Here is a 26,498-nt window from a genome sequence, read left to right as displayed (position 1 = left end):
TAACTTGCCAAAGGAAAGATTGGGGGCCCTCCGATGGCGCGTCAGTCCTATCACCACGGTGACCTGCGCAGGGCCTTCCTGGACGCGGCGGTCGAGGTGATCGGCGAGTCCGGTCCGGGTGCGATGAGCCTGCGGGAGCTGGCGCGCCGGGCGGGGGTCTCGCACGCCGCGTCGCAGCACCACTTCGGGGACAAGGCCGGCTTGCTGACCGCGGTCGCCTGCCAGGGGTACGAGCTCCTGGCCGACAAGCTGAGCGGGGCCGGGGACGGACTCCTGGACGTGGGCGTGGCCTACGTCCACTTCGCCGCGACCCATCGGGCGCACTTCGAGGTGATGTTCCAGCCGAGCCTCTACCACGCGGACACGCCCGAGGTGAGTGCCGCGCGCGAGCGAGCGGGCGCGGCGCTGGCGGTAGGACTGCGACGGATGCCGGGGCGGCGGGGAGCCGCGTCCGAGCACGCGTCCGTGGCCGCGTGGTCGATCGTGCACGGCTTCGCCTCGCTGTGGCTGGCCGGAGTGCTGCCCGATGGTCTGGGGGACGACCCGGAGGCGGCGGCACGGCCGGTGATCAAGCTCCTCCTCGACCAGGGCGGGTAGTTCGGGTCCGGAACCGGTCGCGCCCAGCCCGGCGGCCGTCGGGGCCGGTGCGGGCAGTGCGTCGGACCCGAGAGCGGTCGGTGGCGACGCCACCGCGGGACGCCTCACCCGGGGCGGGCCGACCCTTCCCGCTCCGGCAGGCTCCCGCCCCTGGTCAGTACCAGATGGCGATCGGGCGGTCCCGGTCACCGAGCTGCGGAGGATCCGGCAGACTGCGGGCCCGACCCCGGGCTATCCGGTCGGCGCTCCATGCGGCGGCGGCCGCGTCGAGCACGTCGTCCGGAGGCACGGATCCCGCGCCGCCGAGCTCGTCGGGGAGTACGACGCCCGCCTCCCGCAGGAGCCCGCGGCGGACCATCTGCCCCGCCCAGCTCTTCTTCCGGTACGACAGCGGACGTCCGCCGGCCAGCGCCCGGAACGACACCTCCGGATGCACCTCGCGGAGACGCTCGCCCCCGGCCTCGGCCAGACAGGCGTTCGCCTCCCGCAGTTTGGCGGCGAGACCCCAGCTCTGCCGGCTCAGTCCGGCTCCGGTCAGCTCCCGGCAGCGGTGGTTCGCGGCCTCGTACCGTTCCTCCTGCCACACCGCACGCGGCGGTACCCGGAACACGCTGCCGCGCCGCCTCCCCAGCAGCGCGGCGGCGGCCGCGTCCGCGCGCCGCCACCCCGTCTCCAGGAGCCCCAGCGGGATGTCCACGGCCACGACCCCCGCCTCGCCGCCGTCCTCCGTCCCACCCTGCGGAGCCCGAGCGCCCAGCAGCGAGCGCAAGTCCGCGGCGAAGCGCGCACCGTCGAACCGCCCGTCCCTCAGCGCGACCGAGACCCATCCGCCCGGGCAGGCGTCGACCCCGAGGACCCTCACAACGTCACCCATGCCGAACGACTTCCCCCCGACGGCGCAGCGCACCCGCGATCCGTCCGGAACGCGGAACGGGCGGCACACGGCGACCGCCGGCCGGGTTCACGAACAGGTACTCCCGTCTACGGTCTCCGCGCCGGGGCGGAGGCGGCCGGCGAGGCCCCGGCCGAGGCGTCCCCGGAACGTCCGCCGGCCTTCCGGGGGCAGCAGAGAGCACGGATGACCGCGCCGTGCGGAGGGCGGCCCCGACCGCGTGCCGGTGCCGCCGTCCGGGTATCCGACGAGGGAGCACGTCCAGGGGAGCGGCCGGCCACGGACCGGGCCGGTCGCGGCGCCCCGGCAACGGACGGCGCGTCCCGCACGGCGCCGACGGTGCGGCGCCGTCCCGCGAACCGCGCGGGTGACGGAACACCCGGCCTCGTCACCTCCGGCCGGCCTGCGGCGACGCCCGCACGTCGTGGCGGGCGGCCCTGACGAGCCTTCGCTCGTAGGGTGCCGGGATGGTCGATCGCACGGGCGGAGCAGGCGGGGCGGACCACGGCGGATTCCGCCGGAGAAGGCGACCGGGATATCCGGCGGCTGCCGCCGTGTTCGCGATCGGCATGGCCGGGACGACCCTTCCCACGCCGCTGTACGGGCTCTACCAGGAACAGATCGGCTTCTCCGAGCTGATGGTGACGGTCGTCTTCGCCGTGTACGCCGTCGCCGTCATCACCGCCCTGCTCGTGGCGGGCAACTACTCCGACGTCGTCGGGCGCCGCCCCGTACTGCTGGCCGCCATGGGCTTCTCGGCGGCCAGCGCCTGCTGCTTCCTGCTCGAGACCGGTCTGCCGCTGCTGTTCGCGGGACGGCTGCTGTCGGGCTTCGCGGCCGGGCTGCTCAGCGGTGCCGCGACGGCCGCCGTCATCGAACTCGCCGCGCCGGGGAAGAAGGCCCGCGCCGCCTTCGCGGCCACCGCCGCGAACATGGGCGGCCTGGGCTGCGGGCCACTGCTGTCCGGGCTGCTCGCGGAGTACGCGCCGTGGCCGCTGAAGCTGGTCTTCTTGGTTCACCTCGGACTGATCGCGGCGGCCTGCGTGTTGACCTGGCTGCTGCCGGAGACGGTCGAGGACCCGCGGCGATGGCCCCGGCTGAGCCCGCAGGGGATCTCCGTGCCGCCCGGGGTGAAGGGCGTCTTCGTGCCCGCGTCCGTCGCGGCGTTCGCCGGCTTCGCCCTGCTCGGACTCTTCACGGCCGTGGCGCCCAGCTTCGTCGCGCGGACCCTGGGCGTGCACAACCTGGCCGTGATGGGTGCCGTCGTGTTCTCCGTGTTCCTGGCCTCGACCTTCGGCCAGTCGATGACACCGAAGGTCGGTGCCGCGCGGGCGCTCCCCGTCGGCTGCGGGGTGCTGGTCGTCGGGCTGCTGTTCGTGGCCTCGTCACTGGTCGTCCGGTCCCTGCCCCTGCTGGTCCTCGGCGCACTCTTCGGCGGCACCGGCCAGGGCCTCGCCTTCCGCGCCGCCCTCACCCTGGTCAGCGGCGCGGCACCGGCGCACCACCGTGGCGGGACCATCTCGGCGTTCTTCGTCGTCGCGTACGCCGGAATCTCCTTGCCCGTGGTCGGCGTCGGTGCCCTGGCCATGGGGCTGGGTCTGCGCACCGCGGGACTCGTCTTCGCCGGCTGTGTCACGGTGGTCGCCGCCTGCGCGGGCGCGTACGCGGCACTCCACCCGCCGGCGCGGGACTGACGGTCCCGCGTCGCGCAGGCCCCGCCTCGTCGGCGTGCGGCGGAGCACCCCACTTCGCGGTGGCGCTCCGCCGCACCGGCCGCCCGCGTTCCCGGCAACGTGCGCGTCGGGTTCGCACACCGCCCGGACGTGCCGCCCCCGTGGCCGTGCGACACCCCGCCGCGCTGTCGCCGCACGGCCGGCCGCCCACCGTGCCCCGCGCGGAGTCGGTCTCCTCGGTCACGCATGCTCCGGTCGGCCCGCCTGCAGTCCGTCCGCATGCCGGGGGCACGTGGCCGCCTGCCGGTGAGACAAGCCGTCCGACTGGGGCTCAAAACAGGCGGAATGGCCGTCAACCACTTTTCCCTCGGCGCCAGTTGGGCGACGGAACGCCTTCCCTTGCGGCGTCGCTGTCTGAGATCTTGCGTCCATTCCGTTCATCACATGCCCGGTGTGCGCCCCGGCGCGGCCGGGCTTTCGGAGGATGCATTGCCTACCCCCCTCATATCCAGCCGACTGAGACGTCCGCTCGTGGCGGCCGCCGTCATCGGCGCGGCCCTGGTCACCGCGGTCCCCGCGAGTGCGGCGCAGGCCGCGCCCGCAGCGGCGAGCGGTTCCACCGCGTCCGCGGCATCCACCGCGCCGCAGGCATCCTGGGCCGCCGGGACCCGCGCGTACCTGGTGATCACCGCTCCCGGTGACACGTCCGCGGTGCGCGGCGCCGTCACTGCCAACGGCGGCACCGTCTTCGCGTCCCACGACGCGATCGGTGTGATCGTGGCGCACTCCACGTCCCCGGCGTTCGCCGGCACCATGCGCGGTGTCGCCGGGGTGCAGCAGGTCGGCGCGACCCGTACCTCGGACGTTCCCGCGGACGCGTACGACCCCGCGCTGCCCGCGGCTCCGTCGCAGTCGCCGACCACCCTCACCGAGTCCAACCGCTGGGACATGACCCAGATCAAGGCGGACAAGGCGTGGGCGGTCAGCACCGGTTCCTCCGCGGTCAAGGTCGGTGTCCTCGACACCGGCGTCGACGACCTGCACCAGGACATCGCGCCGAACTTCAACGCGGCGGACTCGGTCTCCTGCGCCTACGGCCGGCCCGACACCCGTGCCGGTGCCTGGCGCGACATCGGCGACCACGGCACGCATGTCGCCGGCACCATCGCCGCGGCCCGGAACGGCAAGGGCGTCGTCGGTGTCGCCCCCGGGGTGCGGATCTCCTCCGTCCGCATAGCCGAACCCACGACCAGCATGTTCTTCGCCGAGAACACCATCTGCGGATTCATGTGGGCCGGTGACCACGGCTTCAAGGTCACCAACAACAGCTACTACACCGATCCGTGGATGTTCAACTGCCCGGACAACGTCGACCAGGCAGCGATCATCGAGGGCGTGAAGCGCGCCCAGCAGTACGCGGAGGGCAAGGGTTCGCTCCAGGTCGCCGCCGCCGGCAACTCCAACTACGACCTGGCGAACAAGCGGACCGACAGGTCCAGCCCCAACGACTCGACGCCGGTGAACCGCACCATCACCAACGCGTGCATCGACATCCCGACCGAGCTGCCGGGTGTCGTCACGGTCGCGGCCATGGGCAACGGCAACGCGAAGGCGTCGTACTCCAACTTCGGCCGCAACATCATCGACGTCGCCGCACCGGGCGGTGACGGTGCGTCAGGGGTGTACTCCACGCTCCCGGGCGGCAAGTACGGCAACATGAGCGGCACGTCGATGGCCTCCCCGCACGTGGCGGGCGTCGCCGCACTGCTGGCGAGCACCGACCCGGGCGCGACACCGGCGGATCTGCGTGCCCGCCTCGCCGCCCAGGCCAACGACACCGCCTGCCCGTCCGACAGTCGCTGCACGGGCACGACCGCCAACAACGCCTTCTTCGGCGAGGGGCAGGTCGACGCGCTGAAGGCGGTCGCCGGCACGCCGCCCCCGGCCCGCTACTTCGAGAACACCGCCGACGTGGCCGTCAACGACAACGCCACCGCCGAGTCGCCCATCGCCGTGACCGGGGCGGCGGGCAACGCCCCGGCCGCACTCACGGTCGGTGTGGACATCAAGCACACCTACCGCGGTGACCTGGTGCTGTCCCTCGTAGCCCCGGACGGCACGGTGTACCTGCTCGAGGACATCCCGGACGGCGACGGTGCCGACAACGTCGTGAAGACGTACACGGTGAACGCCTCGTCGGAGGTCGCCGCCGGCGTCTGGAAGCTGCGCGTACGGGACACCGCAGCCCAGGACACGGGCCGTATCGACGCCTGGAACCTCACCTTCTAGCGGATCGGGCCGCACACAACACGGGCCCCGAGGAGCGCGTCCGCGCGTTCTCCGGGGCCCGTCCGTTTGCCCCGGTCCGGAAGGGGCGGTGCCCGCGAACGCCGTGAGCCGGGTGGTCGGGAAGGCGTGTCGAACGGCCGGACGGTCTGTGGCTGCACGGGTTCTGCAGCACCGCCGTCCGAATGGTGCGGACTTCGCTCCGCCGCATCGGCACCATTCGTCCAGAAGTGGGCCACCACCTCGGGTTCGCGGTCGCCGGCGTCGGTATGGCGTCGCCTGGACGCTGGTGCGCGTCAGGAGGGGCCCGGAGCTCACCCGGGCGGAACAGCGGCGGATGACCGCCTACGCCTGGCTGTTCGTCGGGGCGGCGGTGTTCCGGATGGCCTGCGACCGGGGCGGCTCGACACTCAACGTCTTCGCCGAGAGGAAGACCGACACCGTCATCGCGGGCATCGACCTCCGGCACAACTGGTTCCAGTCGCCGAAGCCGCTCTTCGTCATGGCCCTGGCTCTGCGCGGACAGATCGGCCGACGATCCTTGCCGTTGCCGTTGCCGTTGCCGTTGCCGTTGCCGTTGCCGACGGCCGACGGCCGACGGCCGACGGGGGCGGGGACACGGACCGGGGGCCCGGCCGCTCGATGCGGCCGAGCCCCGGGTGTGCGGTGCCGCGTCAGCGGCGGTGTCCGAACCGTCCCCAGGACTTGGTGTCGAGGACGCGCCCGCGGTCGTTCCGGAGGGTCGCCGTGTCGCGGTTGTCCCAGACGTAGTTGCGGCGGTCCTGGTAGACGTCGGTGCGGGTGTCGCGGCCGATGCCGGTGTGCACCCGGACACTGGAGCGTCCGCCCAGACGCAGGTTGTCGAAGCGGTACCGGTTGCCGTCCCGGTCGCTGAGGGTGTAACCGCGGAGGTTGACCGCGTGCCGGCCGGTGTTCCTCACCTCGACCCATTCGGCGTTGAGGCTGCGGTTGGAGCGGTCGTCCCTGCCGGGGCTGTCGTACTGGACCTGCCCGATGACGACCGTCGACCGGAAGGAGTGGTGACGGTCGTGGCCGGCCGCCGTCGCCGGCAGCGCGGCGGCCGCGACCAGAGCGCCGGAGGCGAGTGCGGTGGCGACGACGCGGCGGGTGATGCGAGAAGCAGACATGGAATGCCCCTTCGAGGACGTGCCCGACAAGACCCTGCTCAGGGCCTCTGTGTGGCGGTTCTGGTTCCCGGCTTGCTGCCGAGGGCCCTCACTCTGGCCTGGTCGCGGGCCCTAAGAGACGCAAACCGGACGCTATGACGAAATGCGGACATCTCCGTAACTCTCGCTTGCATGGATCACTCTTCCCGTCCCCGCCTCGATCGGAGATGGTTGCAACTTGCATCGATCGGTTGACTGATCAACAACAAGCGGTTTCCGGTGCCCCGTGCACTCCCTGCGCCCACTCGGGTGTGCCGTCGAGAGTGGGGTCCGATTCGTGTAACGGCGCCCGTGCCGTCCGGGGCGAACGAGTGCCCCTGAACCCTTCATTCGTGCGATTTCTGGCGGCTTGGCGGGGTCGGTGACTCGGCGACCCGGCCGGTCGTGCTCGCGGCGCGACGTGGTTCCCTCTCCCGGATCGGCATGAGGGCGGGCGAGCTGAAGGGGTCGGGGGAGTGGCGTGGTGGCCCGCGTCGGGTGAGTCGTGTCTCATCCGTTCGTGGCGCCTTGTCTATGCAACGAGTTGCATAGAAGGATCGGGGGCATGTCGCTCGAACACGCGATCCTCGTCTCCCTGCTGGAGAAACCCGGCTCCGGCTATGAGCTCGCCCGCCGGTTCGAGCGGTCCATCGGGTACTTCTGGACCGCCACCCACCAGCAGATCTACCGCGTCCTCAAGCGCATGGAGGGCGACGGCCTGCTGGCGGCCCGCGAAGTGTCCCAGCAGGGCCGTCCGGACAAGAGGGAGTACTCCGTCGCCGGCCCCGGCCGCACCGCTCTCTCCCGGTGGCTGCACGAGCCGGTCGAACCGGAGAGCATCCGGCACGAACTCGCCGTGAAGATCCGGGGCGCCGCCTTCGACGACCCGGCGGCGCTGATCTCCGAGGTCGAACGGCACCGCAAGGCCCATGGCGACCGGCTCGCGCACTACCTCTCGGGGGAGCGGCGGGACTTCACCGGCCCGGAGGCGCCCGTTCCGCTCGACGCCGGCCAGGAGCTCCAGCACGTCGTGCTGCGCGGCGGCATCGCCTACGAGCGGATGACGATCGCCTGGCTCGACGACGTCCTCGCCACCCTTCACCGGCTCGGGGCCGCGCGCCGGCGCGCCTGAACCGCGCCGACCGCGCGACGGTGCGCCGATCGCGTCGGCGCACCGTGGCCGCCCAGCCGTACCCGTTCCGCACCGAACCGCACCGTCGACGTACCGCCCGACCCTCGACCCCGGAAGGCGTACCCCATGGCCGACCAGCTCCTGTTCAACCCGCGCACCTACGACCCGGCGCACTTCGACCCCGAGACCCGCAGGCTGCTGCGCGCCACGGTGGACTGGTTCGAGGCCCGCGGCAAGCGCAGGCTGATCGAGGACTACCGTTCCCGCGTCTGGCTGGAGGACTTCCTCGCCTTCGCCGCCAAGGAGGGCCTGTTCGCCACCTTCCTCACACCGGCCCCCGACGCCGGACGGCCGGACCAGCGCTGGGACACGGCGCGTATCGCCGCGCTCAACGAGATCTTCGGGTTCTACGGCCTCGACTACTGGTACGCCTGGCAGGTCACCATCCTCGGCCTCGGGCCGGTGTGGCAGAGCGACAACTCCGCCGCCCGTGCGCGCGCGGCCGAACTGCTCTCCCAGGGCGAGGTGTTCGCGTTCGGACTGTCCGAGAAGAGCCACGGCGCCGACATCTACTCCACCGACATGCTGCTGGAGCCCGACGGCGACGGCGGCTTCCTGGCGACCGGTTCGAAGTACTACATCGGCAACGGCAACGCCGCCGGGCTCGTCTCCGTGTTCGGCCGCCGCACCGACGTCGAGGGCCCGGACGGCTACGTCTTCTTCGCGGCCGACAGCCGCCACCCGGCGTACCGCCTGGTGAAGAACGTCGTCGACTCCTCCAAGTACGTCAGCGAGTTCCGCCTCGAGGACTACCCGGTGGCGGCCGAGGACGTCCTCCACACCGGTCGCGCTGCTTTCGACGCAGCCCTCAACACCGTCAACGTCGGCAAGTTCAACCTCTGCACGGCCTCGATCGGCATCTGCGAGCACGCGATGTACGAGGCCGTCACCCACGCCCACAACCGCATCCTGTACGGCCGCCCCGTCACCGCCTTCCCACACGTGCGGCGCGAACTGGCCGATGCGTACGTACGCCTCGTGGGCATGAAGCTGTTCAGCGACCGCGCCGTCGACTACTTCCGCTCCGCCGGCCCGGACGACCGCCGCTACCTGCTCTTCAACCCGATGACCAAGATGAAGGTCACCACGGAGGGCGAGAAGGTCATCGACCTGATGTGGGACGTCATCGCGGCCAAGGGCTTCGAGAAGGACAACTACTTCGCCCAGGCCGCGGTCGAGATCCGGGGCCTGCCGAAGCTCGAGGGCACGGTCCACGTCAACCTCGCGCTGATCCTGAAGTTCATGCGCAACCACCTGCTGGACCCGGTCGCCTACCCGGAGGTGCCGACCCGGCTCGACGCCGCCGACGACGACTTCCTCTTCCGGCAGGGCCCTGCCAGGGGCCTCGGCTCCATCCGCTTCCACGACTGGCGCACCGCCTTCGACGCCTACGCCGGAGTGCCCAACGTCGCTCGCTTCCGCGAACAGGCCGACGCGCTGTGCGAGTTCGTCACCACCGCGGCCCCCGACGAGGCGCAGAGCCGCGACCTGGACCTCCTGCTTGCCGTCGGCCAGCTGTTCGCCCTGGTGGTGCACGGCCAGCTGATCCTCGAGCAGGCCGGGCTGACGGGTCTGGACGAGGACGTGCTCGACGAGCTCTTCTCGGTCCTCGTCCGTGACTTCTCCGGCTACGCCGTGGAGCTCCACGGCAAGGACTCCGCCGACGAGCGGCAGCAGGGCTGGGCACTGGGCGCCATCCGCCGGCCGGTGGTCGACGAAGCCCGTTCCGCGCGCGTCTGGGAGCGCGTCGAGGCACTCTCGGGGGCCTACGAGATGGCTCCGTAAAACCACGGGAGGCCGGCGTCCGCGTGTGTGCGACGGCGGACGCCGGGGCCGGACGCCGCCCCCGGCGCCGGGCCTCGCCGTCCGGTCGGCGGTTCCTGCGGCCGCGGAACCGCCGACCCGTGGAAGACCGCCGTTCCGCGGAACTCCTGTGCATCCGATGGGGAATCGGGGGCAGAAGGAGACGCCAGAGCCCCTGTCCCACACGTCGGCGGGACAGGGGCTCGTCGTTCGGGTGAGTCGGGCGGGCCGCGGGGGAGGGCGGCTCAGCCGAGGACGTGGCGCAGATAGGACCGCGGATCGGCGAGATAGCGGCGCCAGTGGTCCACGAGGGCGAGTTGGTCCCATGCGGCTCGGCGCATGCCGTGCTCGCCGACCTCCACGATGTCGGCGCCCGGGAGTGCGGTCAGCAGCGGGGAGTGGGTGGCGCAGACCACCTGTCCCCCGCTCCTCGCCAACTCGTTGACGTGGCCGAGCAGTTCCAGGCACGAGCTGAACGAGAGGGCGGCTTCCGGCTCGTCCATGACGTAGAGGCCGGGCCGCAGGAACTTGTGCCGGAAGGCCGCCAGGAACCCTTCGCCGTGACTGATGGTGTCCGGTGCGAATCCCTCCCGGTCCAGTGCGTCCAGTGCCGTCTCGGCACGCAGGAAGAACCCCTTGCGCGCCGACCAACTGCCCATCATGCGCCGTCCCCGGGGCGCTGCGTCGAAACGGATCCGCTCGCCCAGGGCGGACTTGGGCCGGTGGCTGGCGTAGCGCCAGTCGTGCGAGCCGCCCCAGGAGTCGAGCCCGAATCCCTCGGCGAGCGCTTCGACGAGGGTCGACTTGCCCGAGCCGTTCTCCCCGACCAGGAACGTCACTGGTGCCGTGAAGCGCAGTCCGTCCGCCAGCAGGGCACGTACGCACGGTACGTCCCACGGCCATGCGTCCTCTCGGTGCGGACCCACGGCTGCGTACACGCGTTCGATGATCACCGCCCGAGTTTCTCATGGCATGTGCCCCCGGGCGCCTCTCGCGTTCCCTAGTGCTGTGACCGGAAGGGTTCACCGGCTCGCGACGCCCGGCACGGTACCTCGCGGCGTTGTCGGAGTCGCCCGAGTACGCCCAGTACGAGGGCGATCCTCCGCCTTGCGATGCACCGCACCGTACGCCGCGAGCCTCCCGGCAAACCCTTCCGGCCACAGCACTAGCTGGCGGAATGACCGGTTCAGTCCCATGGTGACCGGAGGCGGTTGTTTTCGGTCAGGATTTGAACAGTCACGCTATGTGGTGGATCGTCGGGTGGGAAGTTCGGGGGCGACCCGCCCCGTCCCGAGTCTCCGGGTTCGGCGCGGGCGGGGCGGGGGAGGCGTTCATGCGGATGTACCTCGGGTATGGCGAGATTTTTCCTGAAGAGTCCCCAAGATGGCGCAAGAATCGTCCGAAAGTGACTGTGGGTCTTTGACTACTGATCGGCCGTTCAGTGACTGTCGTTCACATGTCCGTCACATCCCGAGTCGCGGCCGGCGGCGGCCCGATGCGCATACGTGACTTCCGGCTGCTGCTCGCGGGAGCGGCCACCGGACAGCTCGGTGCCCACGTCACACTGGTGGCCCTGCCGCTCGTGGCCGTCCTCGAACTCGACGCCTCCGCCTTCCAGGTGGGCCTCCTCACCGCCGCGGAGACAGCGGCCTTCCTGCTCATCGGGCTGCCCGCCGGCGCCCTCGCCGACCGGATGCGCAAGCGGCCCTTGATGATCCGGGCGGACATGGTGCGCGCCGCGGCCATGGCGAGCATTCCCGCGGCCGCCGTGGCCGGCATCCTGACGATGGTTCAGCTCTACGCCGTCGCGCTCGTCGTCGGCGTGGCGACCGTGTTCTTCGACGTCGCCCACCAGAGCTACCTCCCCCAGCTCCTGCCCCGCGAACAGCTCGTCGCGGGCAACGGCGCGCTCGAGACGGTCCGTTCCACCGCCCAGGTGACCGGTCCCGGCATCGGCGGCGGACTCGTCCAGCTCGCCGGAGCCCACCTCGCGGTCATCGCCGACGCCGTCGGCTACGCGCTCTCCGCCCTGTTCCTCCTCGGCATCAAGCGCCCCGAGGAACGGCCCGAGCCCGCCCCCGGCGGTTCCCTGCGCAAGGACATCGGCGAGGGCGTCCGCTTCGTCACCCGTCACCCACTGCTGCGCGTCATCGCCGTCACCACGGGTCTCGCCAACCTCTGCACCGCCGTCCTCATGGCGACGCAGACCGTCCATCTCGTCCGCACCGTGGGGCTGCAGCCGGGGGCCATCGGACTGGTCCTGTCCGCGTCGGCCGTCGGAGGGCTCCTCGGCGCCCTGTGCGCCGCGCGCCTGGCCGCGCGGCTGGGCCAGGCACGGCTCATCCGCCTCTCCGCCCTGGCGACCGGACCGTTCGCCGTGCTGTGGCCCCTGTCCGGCCCCGGCGTTCCCGGCGCGGTCCTCTTCGCCACCGGATCCGCCGCCGTCTCCTTCGGTGCCGTCGTCTACAACGTCGCCCAGGTCAGCTTCCGCCAGGCGCTCTGCCCGCCCCGGCTGCTCGGCCGGATGAACGCCACCCTGCGCTTCCTGATGTGGGGAACCCTGCCGCTCGGCGCCCTCCTCGGCGGCGCCCTGGCCGAGTCCTTCGGTGCGCGCACTGCGCTCGCGTGCTGCGCCCTCGGCTTCCTCGCCGTACCCGTGCCGCTGCTGCTCTCCCCGCTGCGCCGGATGCGCGACCTGCCCGGGCCCGACGGACTCCCCGACGGCGCGCCGCAGGAGCCGGCGGACGGCCCGCCGAACGCCGCCCCGCACGGGACACCGCACGACGGCGGACCCGGGTGCGGGAGACCGGGGGACAGCCGGAGCACGCACGGCGAGGGGCCCGTTCCCGCGTCCGCACGCTGACCCGCCGTCAGTACTCCCCGGCCGCGACACCCCGGCCCGGACCCCGCTCCCGGACCGTGCCCCACCGCCGCACCGTTCCGGACCCGCGCCGGTGCCCGCCCGCATCGCGCGCCCCATCGCCCTCCCGCGGAACCGCGGCGACGACAGAGAGGATCACGTGCTCAGCATCACGAGCCAGTACCTGGCCCGCTACCGGCACCTCACCGCCGGCGACCGGACCGACGCACTGCTGCCCGTCACCGGAGCACAGCGCCGCTTCGTACTGGTGCGTTCGCTGGACCCGACGGGACGCCCCGACGTGGTGCCGATGTTCTTCGCCTTCCCGTCCGGCACCGTCGACGTCGAACGCCTCCGGTCAGCGGCCCGCCGCCTGGCCGCACGGCACACGGCCCTGCGCTCGCGCCCCGCCGTGGTCCGCGGAACGCCCGTGCTCGTCGCCGGCGATCCGGAGGTCCCCGTGACCCGGCCCGCCGCCGTTCCCGGCGAGCTGCCCGCCGACACGCTCCGCCGCGCGCTGGCCAGCTGGGACCCGCACGGGTCACCGCTGAGGCTGTTCCTCGTACGCGACGCCGGCGGCAGGGCGGACGACGTCCTCGCCGTCGTCCTCGACCACGCCGTGTGCGACGGCCGCTCGCTGGCCCGGATCGTCGAGGAACTCGGCGTCGCGTACACCGAGAGCGCCGCCGCCGACCGCCCCGCCCCCGAGGAGTCGGAGGCCGAACTCTCCGCCTACCGTGAGGCCGTCCTGCTGCAACTCGCCGCGGAGGAGCGGGCGGACACGCCCGAAGCCGCCGCGTACTGGGCGGACCGGCTCCGCGCGGTACGCGAACAGGCCCCGCCGCCGCGCCCGGAGCGCGTACCCGACGGCAGGCTCCCGAGTGGCTCGGCCGAGGTCGGGCTGCCGGCCCACGACGACACCGTGCCCTTCCCCGAACTGCTCGACGCCTGCCGCGCCGCCGCACGTGCGCTGTACGGCCCGGGCGGCGTCGTGCCGCTCGGCTACCCCTGGGGCGGCCGTCCCACCGGCGCCGAGCCGGTCGTCGGCTGCTTCCTCAACACCGTCGTCTTCCCGGCCGCCACCGGCCACGGACCGGCACCGGAGGTGACCGCCGACGCCTGGTGGGACGACCTCGACCGCGCCGACGCGCCCTTCGACGCGGTCGTGAGTGCGGCACGGTCCGCCGGCTCCGGCTGGACCGGACGCCTCGACGGACTGCTGACCGTGGACGACGACCGCCGCCGACCGCCGCTGCGGCTGGGCGGTGTCGAAGGGCGGGAGATACACGTCGACGGCAGGGCGGTCCGGGCTCCCTTCGCCGTGTCCGTCACCCAGGGGGCCGAACTCCGCGTGCGGATGGTCTGGGACCGCGCGGTCCTGGACGACCACACGGCGAACGAGGCGTTCGAGGCCCTCACCGGCACGCTGCGCCCACCGGGGTGGGCCATGGACTGACGTTCCCCGCACGGCGTGGCGGCGCGGCCCGGACGAAGGGCCCGGCATGACCAAGCCGGTGCCCCGCGATCCGCCCCGGCGTCCGGACTCCCGCGCACCACCACGTCCCGCGCACCACCACGTCCCGCGCACCACCACGTCCCGCGCACCACCACGTCCCGCGCACCACCACGTCCCGCGCACCACCACGTCCCGCGCACACCACGGCACCGTACGGCGGCACGAGCCAACCCGACCTGCCACCGACGTTCGACTTACCACCCCGCCGCACCACCGACGTACGACGCAACCCCGACGTACCTCCGTCCGAAGCGCCACCGCGCGACCCGCGGAGCGCTCGTACGACCGCCGCCGGCCACGACCGTGACCGGCGCAGGACAACCGACCCGACGACCTCAGGGATCGCCCATGCTTCCGCTCTCCTCCTCGCAGGAGATCGTCTGGCTGCACGAGCAGATGCAGCCGGGCAGCCGTGCCTACAACTTCACCGCCGCACTCGACCTCTGGGGCACGCTCGACACCGAGGCGCTGCGCCGCGGGCTCGCCGCCACCCTGGAGCGCCACCCCGGCCTGCGGCTCGAACTCGTCGCCTCCACCGGTTCCGTACCGGGGCAGCGGGTCGCGCAGGAGTGCCGGCCGAGACTCAGCACGGTCGACATCAGCGGGGAGGAGGACCCCGAGGCGGCGTTCGCGGAGCTGCTGCGGGCCGAGGCCGAGTCACCGCTCGACACCTTCGAGGCCCCGCTGCTCCGCTGGACACTCGTCCGTCTCGCGGAGCGCCACCACCGCCTGGTCCACGTCGAGCACCACCTGATCCACGACGGTCACTCCTTCGCGATCCTGCTCGACGACGTGTTCGGCGTCTACCGCGCGCACGTGCTCGGCGAGCCCGCGGAGCTCCCGCCCGCCGCGTCGTACGCGGACCACGTCCTCACCCGAGCCGAGGCCGCGTTCGCCCCCGAGAGCCTCGACTTCTGGCGGACGGCACTCCGCGACCAGCCCCACGACCTGCCGCTGCCCGGCCTCGCCCGCCCCGGCGCCGGGCGCAGGCACCACGGCGCGCAGCTGCGGCAGTCGATCGGGGCCGACCTCGCCGTTCGGCTGCACGAGCACACCCGCTCCCGCGGCCTCACCCCGTTCGCCACGCTCCTCGGACTCTTCGCCGAACTGCTGCGCCGACACAGCGGACGCTCCCGGATGGTCGTCGGCACGGCCGTCGGCAACCGGCCCCGGGGCTACGAGAACTCCGTCGGCATGTTCGTGAACACCATCCCGCTGCCGCTCGCCCTGGACGCCGGCGCGCCCGCGCAGGACACCATGGACGAGGTCACCGACACCCTCATCCGCGCCCTGCCGCACCAGGACGTGCCCGTCCAGGAGCTGACGCGCGCGCTCGGCATGCACTCCTCGGGCGCCGACAACCCGCTGTTCTCCGTCATGTTCAGCGCCCACGACGCCCCGCTCCCCGAGATCGATGTACCCGGCCTGGACATCACGCTCTTCGAGGGGTTCAACACCGGCACCACCCGGTTCGACCTCGACGTCGTACTGCTGCCGGACGACCGGCGCGGTGTCACCCCGCGCCACGGCGCTGCTGGTATGACGCTGGTCTGGGACTACGACGCCGACCTCTTCGGCGAGGACGTGGCACGCATGCTCGCCGGCCGCTTCCTGGACCTGCTCCGGGCCTACCTCGACGCCCCGGAGACCGCGCTGGCCGACCTGGCGCCCGCGGCCGTGGCGCCGGCCGCCGAAGCCGTCCCCGTGCCGGAGGACCGCGACCCGCTCGATCCCACGGCCGGCCACGACCCGTCCCTGCCCGCCCTGCTGTCCGGCGCACGGCGCCTCACCTACGGCGAACTCGACGCGCGCGTCGACTCGCTCGCGCAGCGGCTGCGTGCCGCGGGGGTGACCCCCGGACAGCCGGTGGCCGTCGTCCTGCCCAGGGGGGCCGACTCCGTCGTCGCGCTGCTGGCCTGCCTGCGCACCGGCGCGGTCCACTGCCCGCTGTCCCCCTCCGACCCGCCCGCCCGGCTCGCACTGCTCCTGGAACGGCTGGGCCCGGCACTCGTGCTCACCGGTGAGGGCGGCCCGGCCGTACCGGACGGACTGCCCGCCGCCCGGGTCGACGCACCCGTGCTTCCCCGCGCACGCGAGGCCGCGGTGCTCCCCGGCACCACGTACGTCATCCACACCTCCGGATCCACCGGGACGCCGAAGCCCGTCGCCGTCGGGCGCGCGGCGCTGGAACACCATGTGACGGCGGTCGCGGGCCGGTTCGGCCTCGCCGCCGGGGACCGGGTCCTGATGTTCGCGCAGCCGTCCTTCGACGTGGCGCTGGAGGAGGTGCTGCCGACCCTGTACGCCGGGGCGTGCCTGGTCGTCCCCGACCACGAGGTGCCCACCGGTGCGGAGCTCGCCGACCTGCTCGCGTCCGCGCACGTCACCGTCGCCAATCTGCCCACCAGCTACTTCCTCGCCACCCGTGACGACCTGCGTCCCGCACTGCGCGACGGGAGCTGGGCACCGCGGCTGCTCGTCCTCGGCGGCGAGCGCCTTCCCGCGGACGCCCTCCGCGACGTCCTCGCCGAGACCGGGGCGACCGTCCTCAACGCGTACGGCGTCACCGAGGCGGCCATCAGCTCCACCGTTCACGAGATCTCCCGCGACGCCCTCGCCGACGGTGCCGAGATCCCCCTCGGCACCGAACTCCCGGGCGAACGCGTCCACGTCCTCGACGCCCACCGCCGCCCGCTGCCGCCCGGCGCCGTCGGTGAACTCGCGATCGCCGGGCCCGGTCTCGCCGAGGGGTACGCGGGGAACCCGGAGGCGACGGCCGCACGCTTCGTCACCGTCGACGCGCTCGGCGGGGAGCGCGTCTATCTGACGGGAGACCTCGGCTACCGCGGACTGGACGGCCTCCTGTACTTCCTGGGCCGGCGGGACAACCAGATCAAGCTCCGAGGGCACCGCATCGAGCTGGAGGAGATCGAGGCTGCGGCGTCCGCCGCACTCGGCGGCCGCTCCTGCGCCGTCGTCCTGGACCGCGAGACCGCCGGAGGCCCCCGGCTCGTCGGTTTCCTCGAGGACGGCGGCGGCCGCACGGCGTTCGACGAGAAGACGCTGCACGCCGAGCTCAGCCGCCGGCTGCCCGGTCCCCTCGTCCCCGCACGCTGGGCCCTGCTCGACACCATGCCGACCCTCGCCGGAGGCAAGCCCGACCGGACGGTGCTCGCCCGTCGAGCGGCGGCACTGGAACCCGTGGCACCCGCCGCGGCCGCGTCCTCGCCCGCCCTCGCGCCGGACGATCCGATGACGGCCCTGCTCGCGGAGGGCTGGCGCGAGGTCCTCGGCCACAGCCGGTTCGACGCGCGCTCCCACTTCTTCCGCATCGGCGGCCACTCGCTGCTCGCCGCCGAGCTCGCGGCCTGGCTGGAGCCCCGGCTGGGCACCCGCCCACCGCTCAGGGCGCTCTTCCGCAACCCCGTGCTCGCCGACCAGGCCGACGCCCTCGCGGCCACCTCCACCCTCTCCACGGAGTCGTGATGACCCAGCCCCTGACCACCCCTGACCCCACGACCGGCGCCGGCGCCCGCGGTGCCGAGGCCGCCGGCACCGGGCCCGCCGTTGCCACCGCCGCCGTCCCCCGCGACCCCGACGGCACCCCGCTGAGCGTCGCCCACGGCCCCGCGGCCCGACCGACCGGCGTGCTCGCCCGCTTCGAGGACTGGGCCCGACGCACCCCGCAGGCCCCCGCCGTGATCGACGGCGACCGCACCTGGACGTACCGGGAACTCGCCACCGCCGCCGCGCGCGTCACCACCGCCCTGCGCGACCGCGTGGGACCGGGGGACCTGGTCGGCGTCTGCCTCGACCGCTCGGCGGCCCTCGTCGTGACCGCCGTCGCGCTCGCTCGCCTCGGTGCCGTCTACCTGCCGCTCGGCCCCCGCCCCGGCGAGCGACGCACCGAGGCCGTGACCGAGGACCTCGACGTCGCCTGCCTCGTCGGCGACCCCGGAGTCCTGCCCGCCCGCCACCGTGCCGGGGACCTGACCGCCCTGCCGCTGCCCGTCGAGGGCAGCAACGCGCCCACCGCCCCCGTGGCCGCCTTCGCCGCCCCGGCGGCCGGCGCGCGACGAGCGCCCGAGGGCGCCCTGTACGCCGTCCTCACCTCCGGTTCCACCGGCCGCCCCAAGGCGGTCGCGGTGGCTGGGCCCGCCCTGTCCGTTGCCCTCGACTGGTACCGGACCGAGACCGGTCTCGCACCCGGCGACCGCCAGTCCCTGCTCATCGGTGTCGCGTTCGACCCCCACCTGCTGGAGCTGTGGGCCGGGCTCACCTCCGGAGCCGCCCTCGTCCCCGCACCCGACGACGTCCGCTGGGACTCGCGCGTCCTCACCGACTGGTGGCGCGACGCCGCCGTGACCGTGTCCGTGGCGGCCACCCCGATGGTGGAACCGCTGCTGGACCGGCCGTGGCCCCAGGACCTGAGCCTGCGTCACCTCGTCGTCGGCGGCGACCGGATGCGCCGCCGGCCCGGTCGCGACGTCAACGCCACCGTCCACAACGCCTACGGACCCGCGGAAGCCACCGTCGTCACCACCACGTACGCCATGCGCGGCACCGACGCGCAGGCGGGCAGTGCGACCCCGCCGCCCATCGGCACCCCCCTGCCCGGCGTCACGGTCGTCGTCACGGGGGAGGACGGCCGGCCCGTCGCCCGCGGGCAGGACGGGGAACTCCGCATCGGCGGCTACTGTCTGGCGCTCGGCTACCTCGACCCCGAGCTGACCGCACGGCGATTCGCCGCCCCGCCGCAGGACCCGCCGCTGCCCGGCGTCGACCGTCTCTACCGCACCGGCGACCGGGTGCGGATGACCGCCGACGGGAGCCTCGAGTTCCTGGGGCGCCTCGACGACCAGGTCAAGATCAGCGGCGTGCGGATCGAACCGGCCGAGGTGGAGGCCGCGTTCGAGCGGGACCCGGACGTCCGAAGCGCCGTCGTGACCGTGCTGCGCGACGAGTCCGGCCACGCACGCCTCGTCGCCCACGTACGACCCGCCGCCGGCACCCGGCCCGCGACCGGTGACCTGCTGGCGGCGGTCCGCGCCTGGCTCCCCGAACAGGCCGTGCCCACCGCCGTGCGCATCGTCGAGGGCTACCCCCTGGACGCCAACGGCAAGGTGGACCGGGCCGCGCTGGCGGCGGAGACATCCGCCCCCGGCGGCTCCGCGGCCCCCTCCGGCGACGCCGGTGGGGCGACACCCGCCGAACGGCTGGTCCTCGCGACCGTACGGGACCTCCTCGGCCGGCCCGGGACCTCCCTCGGCGACAACTTCACCGACGCGGGCGGCACCTCCGTCGTCGCCGCCCGGCTGCTGGAGGCGGTCGAGCGCCGGACGGGCGTCCGCCTGCGCGCACCCGAACTGCTGCGCAGCCCGGACCTGCGCGCTTTCGCCGCCCTCCTCGACGAGCGCCGGACCGCACGGCCGGCAGGAGCCTGAGATGTCACATCGCACCCCGCAGCCCCTCGACACCACGACGGACGTGACCGCGCCGCCGCCCGCCGCCCCGGGCGACCCCGGAGCCCGGCCGTCGGCACCACGGACCGGCCTGCCGGCGCTCGTCGCCCGGCACGCCGAACTCGACCCGAACGCCCTGGCCGTGGTCGACGGCGACACCACCCTCACCTACGGCCTGCTGGTCGCGGCCGGTCGTGCGCTCGCCGCACGCCTGCGCGACCACGGGGTGACCCGCGGCGACCGGGTCGCGTTGCTCACCACCCGCTCCGCCCGTACGGTCGTGGCGCAGCTCGCGCTGTGGTGGGCCGGAGCCGTGTGCGTGCCGCTGGACCCCGCCCAGCCCCGGTCGCGCACCGAGGCGATGACCGCCGACGCGGAGGTGACGCTCACCGTCGGCGACGCCAAGCTGCTGGACGCGTCCGCGTTCGCCGGCCCCGTGCTCGCACTGCCCGAGGAACCGCTGAACGGCACGGGTCTCCAGGAGGAAGCCGACCCGGACAGCCCGGCGTTCATCATGTTCACCTCCGGCTCCACCGGACGTCCCAAGGGCGTCGCCGTTCCGCACGGCGCCATCGCCGAACTGGTCACCGCACCGGAGTACGTCACCGTCACCGCGCGGGACCGGGTCCTCTTCCACTCGCCGATGACCTTCGACGCCTCGACCTTCGAGGTGTGGGCCGCGCTGGCCAACGGCGCCGCGGTCGTCGTGTGCACCGTGGAGCGCCCTTCCCTGGAGGACCTGTCCCGGCACGTCGAACGCCACGGTGTGACGGTGGCGTTCTTCACCACCGCCCTCTTCCACCAGCTCGCCGCCCGCCGCTCCCGCGTCTTCGACCAGTTGCGGTCGGTCGTCGTGGGCGGCGAGGCGCTGGCCGCCGCCCAGGCCCGCGAGGTGCTGGCCGCCTTCCCGTGGCTGGAGCTGGTCAACGGCTACGGACCGACCGAGACGACCACCTTCGCCACCGCCCACCGGGTCACCCGGGCCGACTGCGACGGCCCGATACCGATCGGCCGGCCCATCGCCGGCGCGACCGTGCACGTCCTGGGCGCGGACGGCCACCCGGTCGCGGACGGGGACCGGGGAGAACTGTGGATCGGCGGCAGCAGGCTGGCCCACGGTTACACCGGCCTGCCCGCGCTCACCGCCGAGCGGTTCGTCGACCATCCCGGTGCCGGGCGGCTCTACCGCACCGGCGACATCGTCTCCCGCCGTCCCGACGGCACGCTCGACTTCCACGGGCGCAACGACGACCAGGTCAAGGTCCGCGGATTCCGCATCGAACCCGGCGAGGTCGAACACGCCCTGCGCGAGCGGCCCGACGTCGACGACGCCGCCGTCACCGTCGACCGGGCGGGCACCCCTGAGGCACGCCTCGTCGCCTTCGTCGTACCCGCGCCCGGCCCGGTGCCCCGCCCCGCGGCGCTCCGCGACCGGCTCAGCGACGTCCTGCCCGCCCATCTGGTGCCCGACGCGGTCACCGTGGTGGAGCAGCTGCCGCTCACGCCGTCCGGCAAGGTCGACCGGCGCGCGCTCGGCGGACTCAATGGCACCGGCGAGGGCGGTGCGTCCGGTACGCCCGTGTCGCCGATGACACCGCTGGAGCAGGCGGTCGCCGAGGTGTGGAGCCGGGCACTCGGCAGCGAGGTCACCCGAGCCGACGCCGAATTCCTCGCCCTCGGCGGCCATTCGCTGCTCGCCCTCGCCGTCACCGACGACCTGCGTGAGGAACTCGGTGTGGAGATCGCCCTTGCCGACTTCTTCGCCGCCCCGACCGTCGCCGGCCAGGCCGTTCTGGTCGAGCGTGCCCTGCTGGCCGCGCACGGCGACCTCCACCCCGAGACCCCGGAGCACAGCGATGCCCACTGACGCCGACCCCGTGCCGCCGGCCCGACGGCGGGAACTCCAGCAGGAGTTGCTGCGCCGCGCCCGCGCCGCCCGACGCACCCCGGCCGCACCCGCCCCGTCCGCTCCGGAGACGTCCGGCCGAGGTGCCGTCGCCCCGGGAGCGGCCGGCGACGCGCGGCAGGACGTCGCCGCCCGCACCGACGACACGCGGCCCGACCCGACGCGGCCCGGCTCCGCGTCGCAGGCCGGGGACGGCGGCCGGGCCCCGCTCTCCCGCGCCCAGCGCCGGATGTGGCTGATGGAACGGCTCGGCGGCTCGGGCGACTCCTACCACGTGCCGTTCGCCACCCGGGTGCGCGGTCCGTTCGACCCGGCCGCGCTCGGCACCGCACTGACCGGGCTGGTGCGCCGGCACGGGATCCTGCGCACCCGCTACTCCCAGCACGGCGGTGAGCCGTACCAGGAGGTGCTCCCGGCCCCGCGGGCCGTGCCCGTGCCCGTGGTCGGCAGCACCGAGGCGGACGCCCGGCAGGCTCTGGAGCGGGAGGTCGCGCGCCCGTTCGACCTCGCGGCCGGGGAGGCGGTACGAGCGCTGGTCCTGCGTCACGGGGAGCAGGACCACACCGTCCTGCTGACGTTCCACCACATCGCCCTCGACGGCGGGGCACTGGAGACGGTCGCGGCGGAGCTCGCCGCCCTCTACACCGCGGCCGTCGACGGAACCGGCGGGCACGGTCTCGCCGCACCACCGCAGTATGTCGACCACGCGCGCCGCGAACAGGCCGCGGCCCCGGGCCTCGAGGACGGGCTGCGCCGCTGGAGCAGCCTGCTGGCCGAGGCCGCGCCGCCCCGGCTTCCCCGCCCGGCGGCCGCTCGGGACGGCGCCGCGCGGCGGGCGGCCGTCCGCACCGTGCCGCTCGCCCCACGACTGCCCGGCGCCCTGCGCGCACTGGGTGCCGAGCGGCGCGCCACGCTCTTCGCGGTGGCGCTCACCGCGGCCTTCGCCGCCCTGCACCGACTCACCGGCGACGACGACCTCGTCATCGGAGTGGCCGGCACCCACCGTCGCGGAACCGCCATGCGCGGCCTCGTCGGATTGTGCGTCAACACCCTGCCCGTACGGGTCGACGCCTCCGGCGACCCGTCGTTCGCCGAACTGCTGGACCGGGTGCGCGACGCGCTCCTGGAGGCCCAGCGCCACCTGCACATCCCGTTCGACCTGGTCCTCGAACGCCTCGGCGCCGGCGCGCGCGGCGTCGACGGCACCGCGCTCGTCCGTGTCACCTCGGACGTTCTCGGTGAGCCCACCGTGCTGCGGCTGCCCGGTACGTCGGCGCAGTACGTCGACCTGCCGGCCACCGGGGCGAAGTTCGACCTGTCCTTCGGGCTGGGGCTGGGGCTGGGCGACCCGGCGGAGCCAGCGGCGCTCGTCCAGTACGACAGGACCGCGCTGGACGACGCCGTGGCCGAGGCGACCGCCCGGCACTACGCGGCGCTGCTCGACACGGCGGCCTCCGACCCGGGACTTCCGCTCAGCGGGCTTCCGGCTCCCGGCGCGGCGTTCGGCTCCGGCACCGGGCCGGGAGCCGGCCCGGACACGCCCGGCGACGTACCCTCCGCCGCCGACCCCACGGACGGGCCGTCGACCGACGTGAGCGGGCGGAAGGGGCCGGCCACCGTGAGCTCGCGGGACGGGGCGTCAGCCCACGAGGCCGGTACGGCCGCAGCCGGGACCGGCCCGGACGACCCCGGTGAGCACCCGGCCGCACGGATCCTGCGCGCCCACCCACGAGTCGCCGAAGCCACGGTGGTCCACCCCGCCGAAGGACCGCCACTGGCCTTCGCCGTACTGCGCGACGGCCTCGGCCCCGCGCGCGACGAGCTCCTGGGCCTGCTCCGGCGGACGCTCGCCCCCGAGTCCGTGCCCGCCGCCGTCACCCTGCTCGACGTGCTGCCGCGTGCGGCCGACGGCACGGTCGACCGGACCCGGCTGCCCGGTCTCACCGTGCCGGGTGCCCCGACGGGACCGCGTGCCCTGGCGGTCACCGAGGGTTTCACCGCGCTCCTGGGTCTCGTCCCGTCGCCGGACGACGACTTCTTCGCCCTCGGCGGCCACTCGCTGGTCGCGGTGCAGCTCGCCGAGCGGCTGCGCACCGCCCTCAGGCTGCCGCTGACGGGACTCGACGTGCTCCAGGCACGGACACCCCGGGTGCTCACCGCTCTGCTCGACGGCCGGGCGGCCGAGCAGACCGCCGCCGGCGCCGCGAGGACCGCGAAAGCCACGTCCGGGCACGCCCGGCCGCGCGGCACCCGTGCCGGCACGGTGCTGGTGACCGGGGCGACCGGTGGCGTGGGCGCGTTCGTCCTACGTGAACTGGTCGCCCGGGGACGGCCCGTGCTGGCCCTGGCCCGGCCCGAGTCGGCCCATCTGGCCGCCGCGGAGGGCGTCGACGTCGTGGAGGGCGACCTCGGCGATCCGGAGGGGTTGCGGGACTCCGTCGCGGGCGCGGACGCGGTCGTCCACGCGGCCTGCACCTTCACCCGGCCCGAGGTGGACCTGGCGGCCATGGAGGCCATGACGGCGGCCTGGCGGCGCGGTCCGTTCGTCTTCGTCAGCAGCGTCGACGCCTACGGCCACCCCGAGGGAGACCGGGTCGCCGAGGAGTCGCCGTCGTACGAGCCCCTGAGCCCGTACGGGAGGGCCAAGCTCGACTGCGAGGCCATGCTGCTGAGGGCGGCCGGGACCGAGGGACGCGGGGGAGCCAGCGCCGTGCGCTCACCGATCGTCTGGGGCGCGCACGACAGGCTCCGTGAACAGCTCCGCTGGGGCGCCACCGGCCGCCTCTACCAGGCCGCCCGTGAAGGGGGACCGATCGAGCTGCCCCGCCCCGGCACCGGCGGGCACCCCTGGTACGGGATCGCCTGGGTGCACGCCGCCGCACTGGCCAGGGCGGTGGCCGACTGCCTCGACCGGCCCGTGCACGGCGTCGCCAACGCCTGCAGCGGTCACGTCTCCTGGCGGGACCTGGCCGGAGATCTCACCGAACTGCTGGGAACCCGCGGTGAGTTCCGCGAGACCGACACGACACCCCGTGATCTCGACCACCACTGGCGCTACGACAGCGCCCGCCTGGCCGCACCTCTCCGGGCCCGCCCGGGGGAGGAGCGCAGGACGGTGCTGGCGGAGATGATCGGCGGTGTGTCCGACGGCGGCGTCTGAGACGGCGGTGCCCGGGGGCCTTGGGGGCCGCCGGGCACCGCCGTCGCGTGCCCGTCCCGGGACGATCCGCCGACACCGGACGGGCCGGGAGCCACGGCCGGTGGGGAGGCGTGGCGGCCCGCGGACCACCCGCACGTCATCCGCAGGTCGTGCGGAAGCGCATGAGCAGCAGGGCGATGTCGTCGACGGGGTCGGGCACGCGCTGGACGAGTGTGTCCGCCAGGGTGTCCGGGTCGGCCGGATCGGCGCTCCGGAGCAGGTCGCCGAGCGAGTCGAGCGCGTCGTCCGGATCCACCCCCGGGTCGTCGACGAGGCCGTCGGTGCCGGGAGTCGCACGCTCGGCGTCTCCCGGCACGGCGCGCCGGTGCACCTCCCGGCGGTGCGCTGCTCCGCGCTGCCGGCGGCCGTGCGCGGCGGTTCCACCGGGCATCGCCCACATGCGGACCATGAGCCCGGCCGCTGCCGAGGACACCCGGGCGGTCCACGCGACCCCGGGGCGGGCCTGCGGCCGTACGCACGGGGTCACGGCAGGACGGCACGCCGTGTCCACGACCGGGTACCGGACGGCCGGGCGGGCCGTCCGCCGGACCGCACCTCCGGCCCGGCGGCCCCGGCCCGGCCCGGCTGTGCACCGGTCCGCGCGCCGTCTTCCCGCTCCCTGGAAGAATGGACCACGCGCTTGGCGCCCTGCCCCGGTCCGTGCCCGGACGCCTGGCGCGGGCGCGCCACGCCCCCGACTCGCGCACCCGACCCCAGGAGCGGTTGTGAAATCCGGAGTCTCGACCTTCGTCACCGACCGGGGAATCCGCACGACACGGCTGGGAACGGCACTCGAGGACCGCGCGTTCGAGTCGTTCGGGTTCCGCTGAGGCGGGACGCGATGCCTGCCCTGACGAGCGCCGAGGCGCGGGAGCGGTTCGCGGCGGCCCGGGTGGCCCGGCTCGCCACCGTCGGCACTGCGGGCCGCCCTCGTCTGGTCCCCGTCGTGTTCGCCCTGGACGGCGACACGGTGCTGACGGCCGTGGACCACAAGCCGAAGGCCACGACGCGGCTCAGGCGCCTGGCCGACATCGAGGCCGCCCCGGCCGTCAGCCTGCTCGCCGACCACTACGAGGAGGACTGGGACCGGTTGTGGTGGGTCCGTGCGGACGGGGAGGCACGTGTGCTCCCTGGGGCGGGCCGGTCCCCCGAGGCCGCACGCTGCGCCGCGCTGCTGACGGCGAAGTACGCGCAGTACGCCGCCCGGCCTCCCGCCGGCCCCGTAGTTCTGGTCGACATCGTGTGCTGGAGCGGCTGGCGTGCCTCGTGAGGGCGGCCGGGACCGCCCGCCGGTGCGGTCCCGGCGTCCCCATGGCCGGGTGTCCGGGGCCGGGGCCCGTGCCCCTGTTCGGGGCCCTTCTCGTCGGCGGGGAGTTGACCGGCCAGGCGTCGTGCGCAGGCGGGTGCGGCCGACCGGCAGGGGCCGGCATCGGAGGCCGCGGCCGAGGTGTCGGCGACCACGCCCGTCGGCCCCGGCCCGGTGCCGGTACGGCCGGTAATGCCGTCGACGCCCGGCCGCCGTGGAAACTAGGTTGGGTCGCCATGACCACCCTGGAGAAGATCCACGACGTCCCGGTACTGCTCTGCGCGGCGGCGGGGAAGCCCATCGGCAGCGAAGCCGATGCCCTGGACCTCATCGGTGACGCGATGTACCAGGGTGCTCGTTGGGTCGCCGTGCCCGCCGAGAGGTTCGACGAGTCGTTCTTCAGGCTCCGCACGCGCGTCGCAGGCGACATCGTGCAGAAGTTCGTCAACTACCGGCTGGGCCTGGCGGTCGTGGGCGACATCTCCGCCCACACGGAAACCGCGCCCGCCCTCCGGGACTTCGTCCGTGAGTGCAACCGCGGCCGTCAGACGTGGTTCGTCGCCGACGGTGAGGAGCTACGGGAGCGCCTGAAGGGCTAGGCACCGCCCGCCCGCGCACCGCCCGCCCGCGCACCGCCCGC

Annotated in this window: 18 protein-coding genes; 13 read left to right on the top strand and 5 right to left on the bottom strand. The window is 74.1% G+C overall.

Annotated features, from left to right (window positions below; genetic code table 11):
• Positions 1-33 precede the first annotated feature (33 nt).
• On the top strand, positions 34-597 hold the full coding sequence (locus QMZ92_RS19215) for a TetR/AcrR family transcriptional regulator (protein WP_283298599.1): 564 nt from the start codon (positions 34-36) through the stop codon (positions 595-597).
• A 154-nt stretch (positions 598-751) separates the two neighbouring features.
• Here the strand turns inward: QMZ92_RS19215 and QMZ92_RS19210 are convergent, their stop codons facing one another.
• Positions 752-1,471 (bottom strand): DUF429 domain-containing protein, encoded by a 720-nt coding sequence (locus QMZ92_RS19210; protein ID WP_283298598.1) that lies wholly within the window; start codon positions 1,469-1,471, stop codon positions 752-754.
• A gap of 485 nt (positions 1,472-1,956) precedes the next feature.
• Here QMZ92_RS19210 and QMZ92_RS19205 point away from each other — a divergent pair, with 485 nt between their 5' ends.
• A complete protein-coding gene (locus QMZ92_RS19205) occupies positions 1,957-3,183 on the top strand; it encodes an MFS transporter (protein ID WP_283298597.1) in 1,227 nt (408 codons plus the stop codon).
• A 468-nt stretch (positions 3,184-3,651) separates the two neighbouring features.
• The gene (locus tag QMZ92_RS19200; protein ID WP_502962090.1) at positions 3,652-5,451 is read left to right on the top strand and encodes a S8 family peptidase; all 1,800 of its coding nucleotides are present in this window, start codon (positions 3,652-3,654) and stop codon (positions 5,449-5,451) included.
• Positions 5,452-5,793: 342 nt separating this feature from the next.
• Here the strand turns inward: QMZ92_RS19200 and QMZ92_RS19195 are convergent, their stop codons facing one another.
• Both QMZ92_RS19195 and QMZ92_RS19190 read right to left on the bottom strand, forming a co-directional pair.
• A complete protein-coding gene (locus QMZ92_RS19195) occupies positions 5,794-5,952 on the bottom strand; it encodes a hypothetical protein (RefSeq protein WP_283298596.1) in 159 nt (52 codons plus the stop codon).
• A gap of 170 nt (positions 5,953-6,122) precedes the next feature.
• Positions 6,123-6,596, bottom strand: coding sequence for a lamin tail domain-containing protein (locus QMZ92_RS19190; RefSeq protein ID WP_269732029.1), 474 nt, complete (start codon positions 6,594-6,596; stop codon positions 6,123-6,125).
• A gap of 583 nt (positions 6,597-7,179) precedes the next feature.
• Between QMZ92_RS19190 and QMZ92_RS19185 the strand changes: the two genes are divergently transcribed.
• Entirely contained in the window at positions 7,180-7,746 is a 567-nt protein-coding gene (locus QMZ92_RS19185; protein ID WP_283298595.1) for a PadR family transcriptional regulator, read from the top strand.
• 126 nt (positions 7,747-7,872) lie between these two features.
• Positions 7,873-9,591, top strand: a complete 1,719-nt coding sequence (locus QMZ92_RS19180; RefSeq protein ID WP_283298594.1) for an acyl-CoA dehydrogenase family protein — start codon at positions 7,873-7,875, stop codon at positions 9,589-9,591.
• 263 nt (positions 9,592-9,854) lie between these two features.
• On the opposite strand, the gene QMZ92_RS19175 is transcribed toward QMZ92_RS19180, so the two are convergent.
• On the bottom strand, positions 9,855-10,562 hold the full coding sequence (locus tag QMZ92_RS19175) for an AAA family ATPase (RefSeq protein WP_283298593.1): 708 nt from the start codon (positions 10,560-10,562) through the stop codon (positions 9,855-9,857).
• Positions 10,563-11,065: 503 nt separating this feature from the next.
• Between QMZ92_RS19175 and QMZ92_RS19170 the strand changes: the two genes are divergently transcribed.
• The 6 genes from QMZ92_RS19170 to QMZ92_RS19145 all read left to right on the top strand — a co-directional run bounded on the left by QMZ92_RS19170 (position 11,066) and on the right by QMZ92_RS19145 (position 24,513).
• Entirely contained in the window at positions 11,066-12,472 is a 1,407-nt protein-coding gene (locus QMZ92_RS19170) for an MFS transporter (RefSeq protein WP_283298592.1), read from the top strand.
• 157 nt (positions 12,473-12,629) lie between these two features.
• Positions 12,630-13,925 carry a condensation domain-containing protein gene (locus QMZ92_RS19165; RefSeq protein WP_283298591.1) on the top strand — a complete coding sequence of 432 codons (1,296 nt, stop codon included), beginning with the start codon at positions 12,630-12,632 and terminating at the stop codon, positions 13,923-13,925.
• 408 nt (positions 13,926-14,333) lie between these two features.
• On the top strand, positions 14,334-17,471 hold the full coding sequence (locus QMZ92_RS19160) for a non-ribosomal peptide synthetase (protein ID WP_283298590.1): 3,138 nt from the start codon (positions 14,334-14,336) through the stop codon (positions 17,469-17,471).
• Positions 17,471-19,429, top strand: coding sequence for a non-ribosomal peptide synthetase (locus tag QMZ92_RS19155; RefSeq protein WP_283298589.1), 1,959 nt, complete (start codon positions 17,471-17,473; stop codon positions 19,427-19,429). The genes QMZ92_RS19160 and QMZ92_RS19155 overlap by 1 nt, the downstream gene beginning before the upstream one ends.
• Position 19,430: 1 nt before the next feature.
• Complete coding sequence (locus tag QMZ92_RS19150) at positions 19,431-21,314, top strand: non-ribosomal peptide synthetase (RefSeq protein WP_283298588.1); 1,884 nt, start codon at positions 19,431-19,433, stop codon at positions 21,312-21,314.
• Positions 21,304-24,513, top strand: coding sequence for a condensation domain-containing protein (locus QMZ92_RS19145; protein ID WP_283298587.1), 3,210 nt, complete (start codon positions 21,304-21,306; stop codon positions 24,511-24,513). The genes QMZ92_RS19150 and QMZ92_RS19145 overlap by 11 nt, the downstream gene beginning before the upstream one ends.
• A 136-nt stretch (positions 24,514-24,649) precedes the next feature.
• Here QMZ92_RS19145 and QMZ92_RS19140 read toward each other — a convergent pair whose 3' ends face one another.
• On the bottom strand, positions 24,650-24,985 hold the full coding sequence (locus QMZ92_RS19140) for a SpoIIE family protein phosphatase (protein ID WP_283298586.1): 336 nt from the start codon (positions 24,983-24,985) through the stop codon (positions 24,650-24,652).
• A gap of 408 nt (positions 24,986-25,393) precedes the next feature.
• On the opposite strand from QMZ92_RS19140, the gene QMZ92_RS19135 reads away from it, so the two are divergent.
• Together QMZ92_RS19135 and QMZ92_RS19130 are read left to right on the top strand one after the other, a co-directional pair.
• Positions 25,394-25,822, top strand: a complete 429-nt coding sequence (locus QMZ92_RS19135) for a TIGR03668 family PPOX class F420-dependent oxidoreductase (protein ID WP_283298585.1) — start codon at positions 25,394-25,396, stop codon at positions 25,820-25,822.
• Between the two features lie 272 nt (positions 25,823-26,094).
• Positions 26,095-26,457, top strand: coding sequence for a DUF4180 domain-containing protein (locus tag QMZ92_RS19130; protein WP_283298584.1), 363 nt, complete (start codon positions 26,095-26,097; stop codon positions 26,455-26,457).
• Positions 26,458-26,498: the final 41 nt, after the last annotated feature.

The organism is Streptomyces sp. HNM0645 (assembly GCF_030056615.1).
In the GTDB taxonomy this organism is placed as follows: domain Bacteria; phylum Actinomycetota; class Actinomycetes; order Streptomycetales; family Streptomycetaceae; genus Streptomyces; species Streptomyces marianii.
Note: the sequence above shows the minus strand (reverse complement) of the source record. Positions and strands in the feature narration are given on the sequence as shown.

Excerpts from the sequence above, each read along its gene's own strand:
- QMZ92_RS19215 (WP_283298599.1), top strand. The coding sequence starts at position 34 with ATGGCGCGTCAGTCCTATCACCACGGTGACCTGCGCAGGGCCTTCCTG.
- QMZ92_RS19210 (WP_283298598.1), bottom strand. The coding sequence starts at position 1,471 with ATGGGTGACGTTGTGAGGGTCCTCGGGGTCGACGCCTGCCCGGGCGGA.
- QMZ92_RS19205 (WP_283298597.1), top strand. The coding sequence starts at position 1,957 with ATGGTCGATCGCACGGGCGGAGCAGGCGGGGCGGACCACGGCGGATTC.
- QMZ92_RS19195 (WP_283298596.1), bottom strand. The coding sequence starts at position 5,952 with ATGACGAAGAGCGGCTTCGGCGACTGGAACCAGTTGTGCCGGAGGTCG.
- QMZ92_RS19190 (WP_269732029.1), bottom strand. The coding sequence starts at position 6,596 with ATGTCTGCTTCTCGCATCACCCGCCGCGTCGTCGCCACCGCACTCGCC.
- QMZ92_RS19185 (WP_283298595.1), top strand. The coding sequence starts at position 7,180 with ATGTCGCTCGAACACGCGATCCTCGTCTCCCTGCTGGAGAAACCCGGC.
- QMZ92_RS19180 (WP_283298594.1), top strand. The coding sequence starts at position 7,873 with ATGGCCGACCAGCTCCTGTTCAACCCGCGCACCTACGACCCGGCGCAC.
- QMZ92_RS19170 (WP_283298592.1), top strand. The coding sequence starts at position 11,066 with ATGTCCGTCACATCCCGAGTCGCGGCCGGCGGCGGCCCGATGCGCATA.
- QMZ92_RS19160 (WP_283298590.1), top strand. The coding sequence starts at position 14,334 with ATGCTTCCGCTCTCCTCCTCGCAGGAGATCGTCTGGCTGCACGAGCAG.
- QMZ92_RS19155 (WP_283298589.1), top strand. The coding sequence starts at position 17,471 with ATGACCCAGCCCCTGACCACCCCTGACCCCACGACCGGCGCCGGCGCC.
- QMZ92_RS19150 (WP_283298588.1), top strand. The coding sequence starts at position 19,431 with ATGTCACATCGCACCCCGCAGCCCCTCGACACCACGACGGACGTGACC.
- QMZ92_RS19145 (WP_283298587.1), top strand. The coding sequence starts at position 21,304 with ATGCCCACTGACGCCGACCCCGTGCCGCCGGCCCGACGGCGGGAACTC.
- QMZ92_RS19135 (WP_283298585.1), top strand. The coding sequence starts at position 25,394 with ATGCCTGCCCTGACGAGCGCCGAGGCGCGGGAGCGGTTCGCGGCGGCC.
- QMZ92_RS19130 (WP_283298584.1), top strand. The coding sequence starts at position 26,095 with ATGACCACCCTGGAGAAGATCCACGACGTCCCGGTACTGCTCTGCGCG.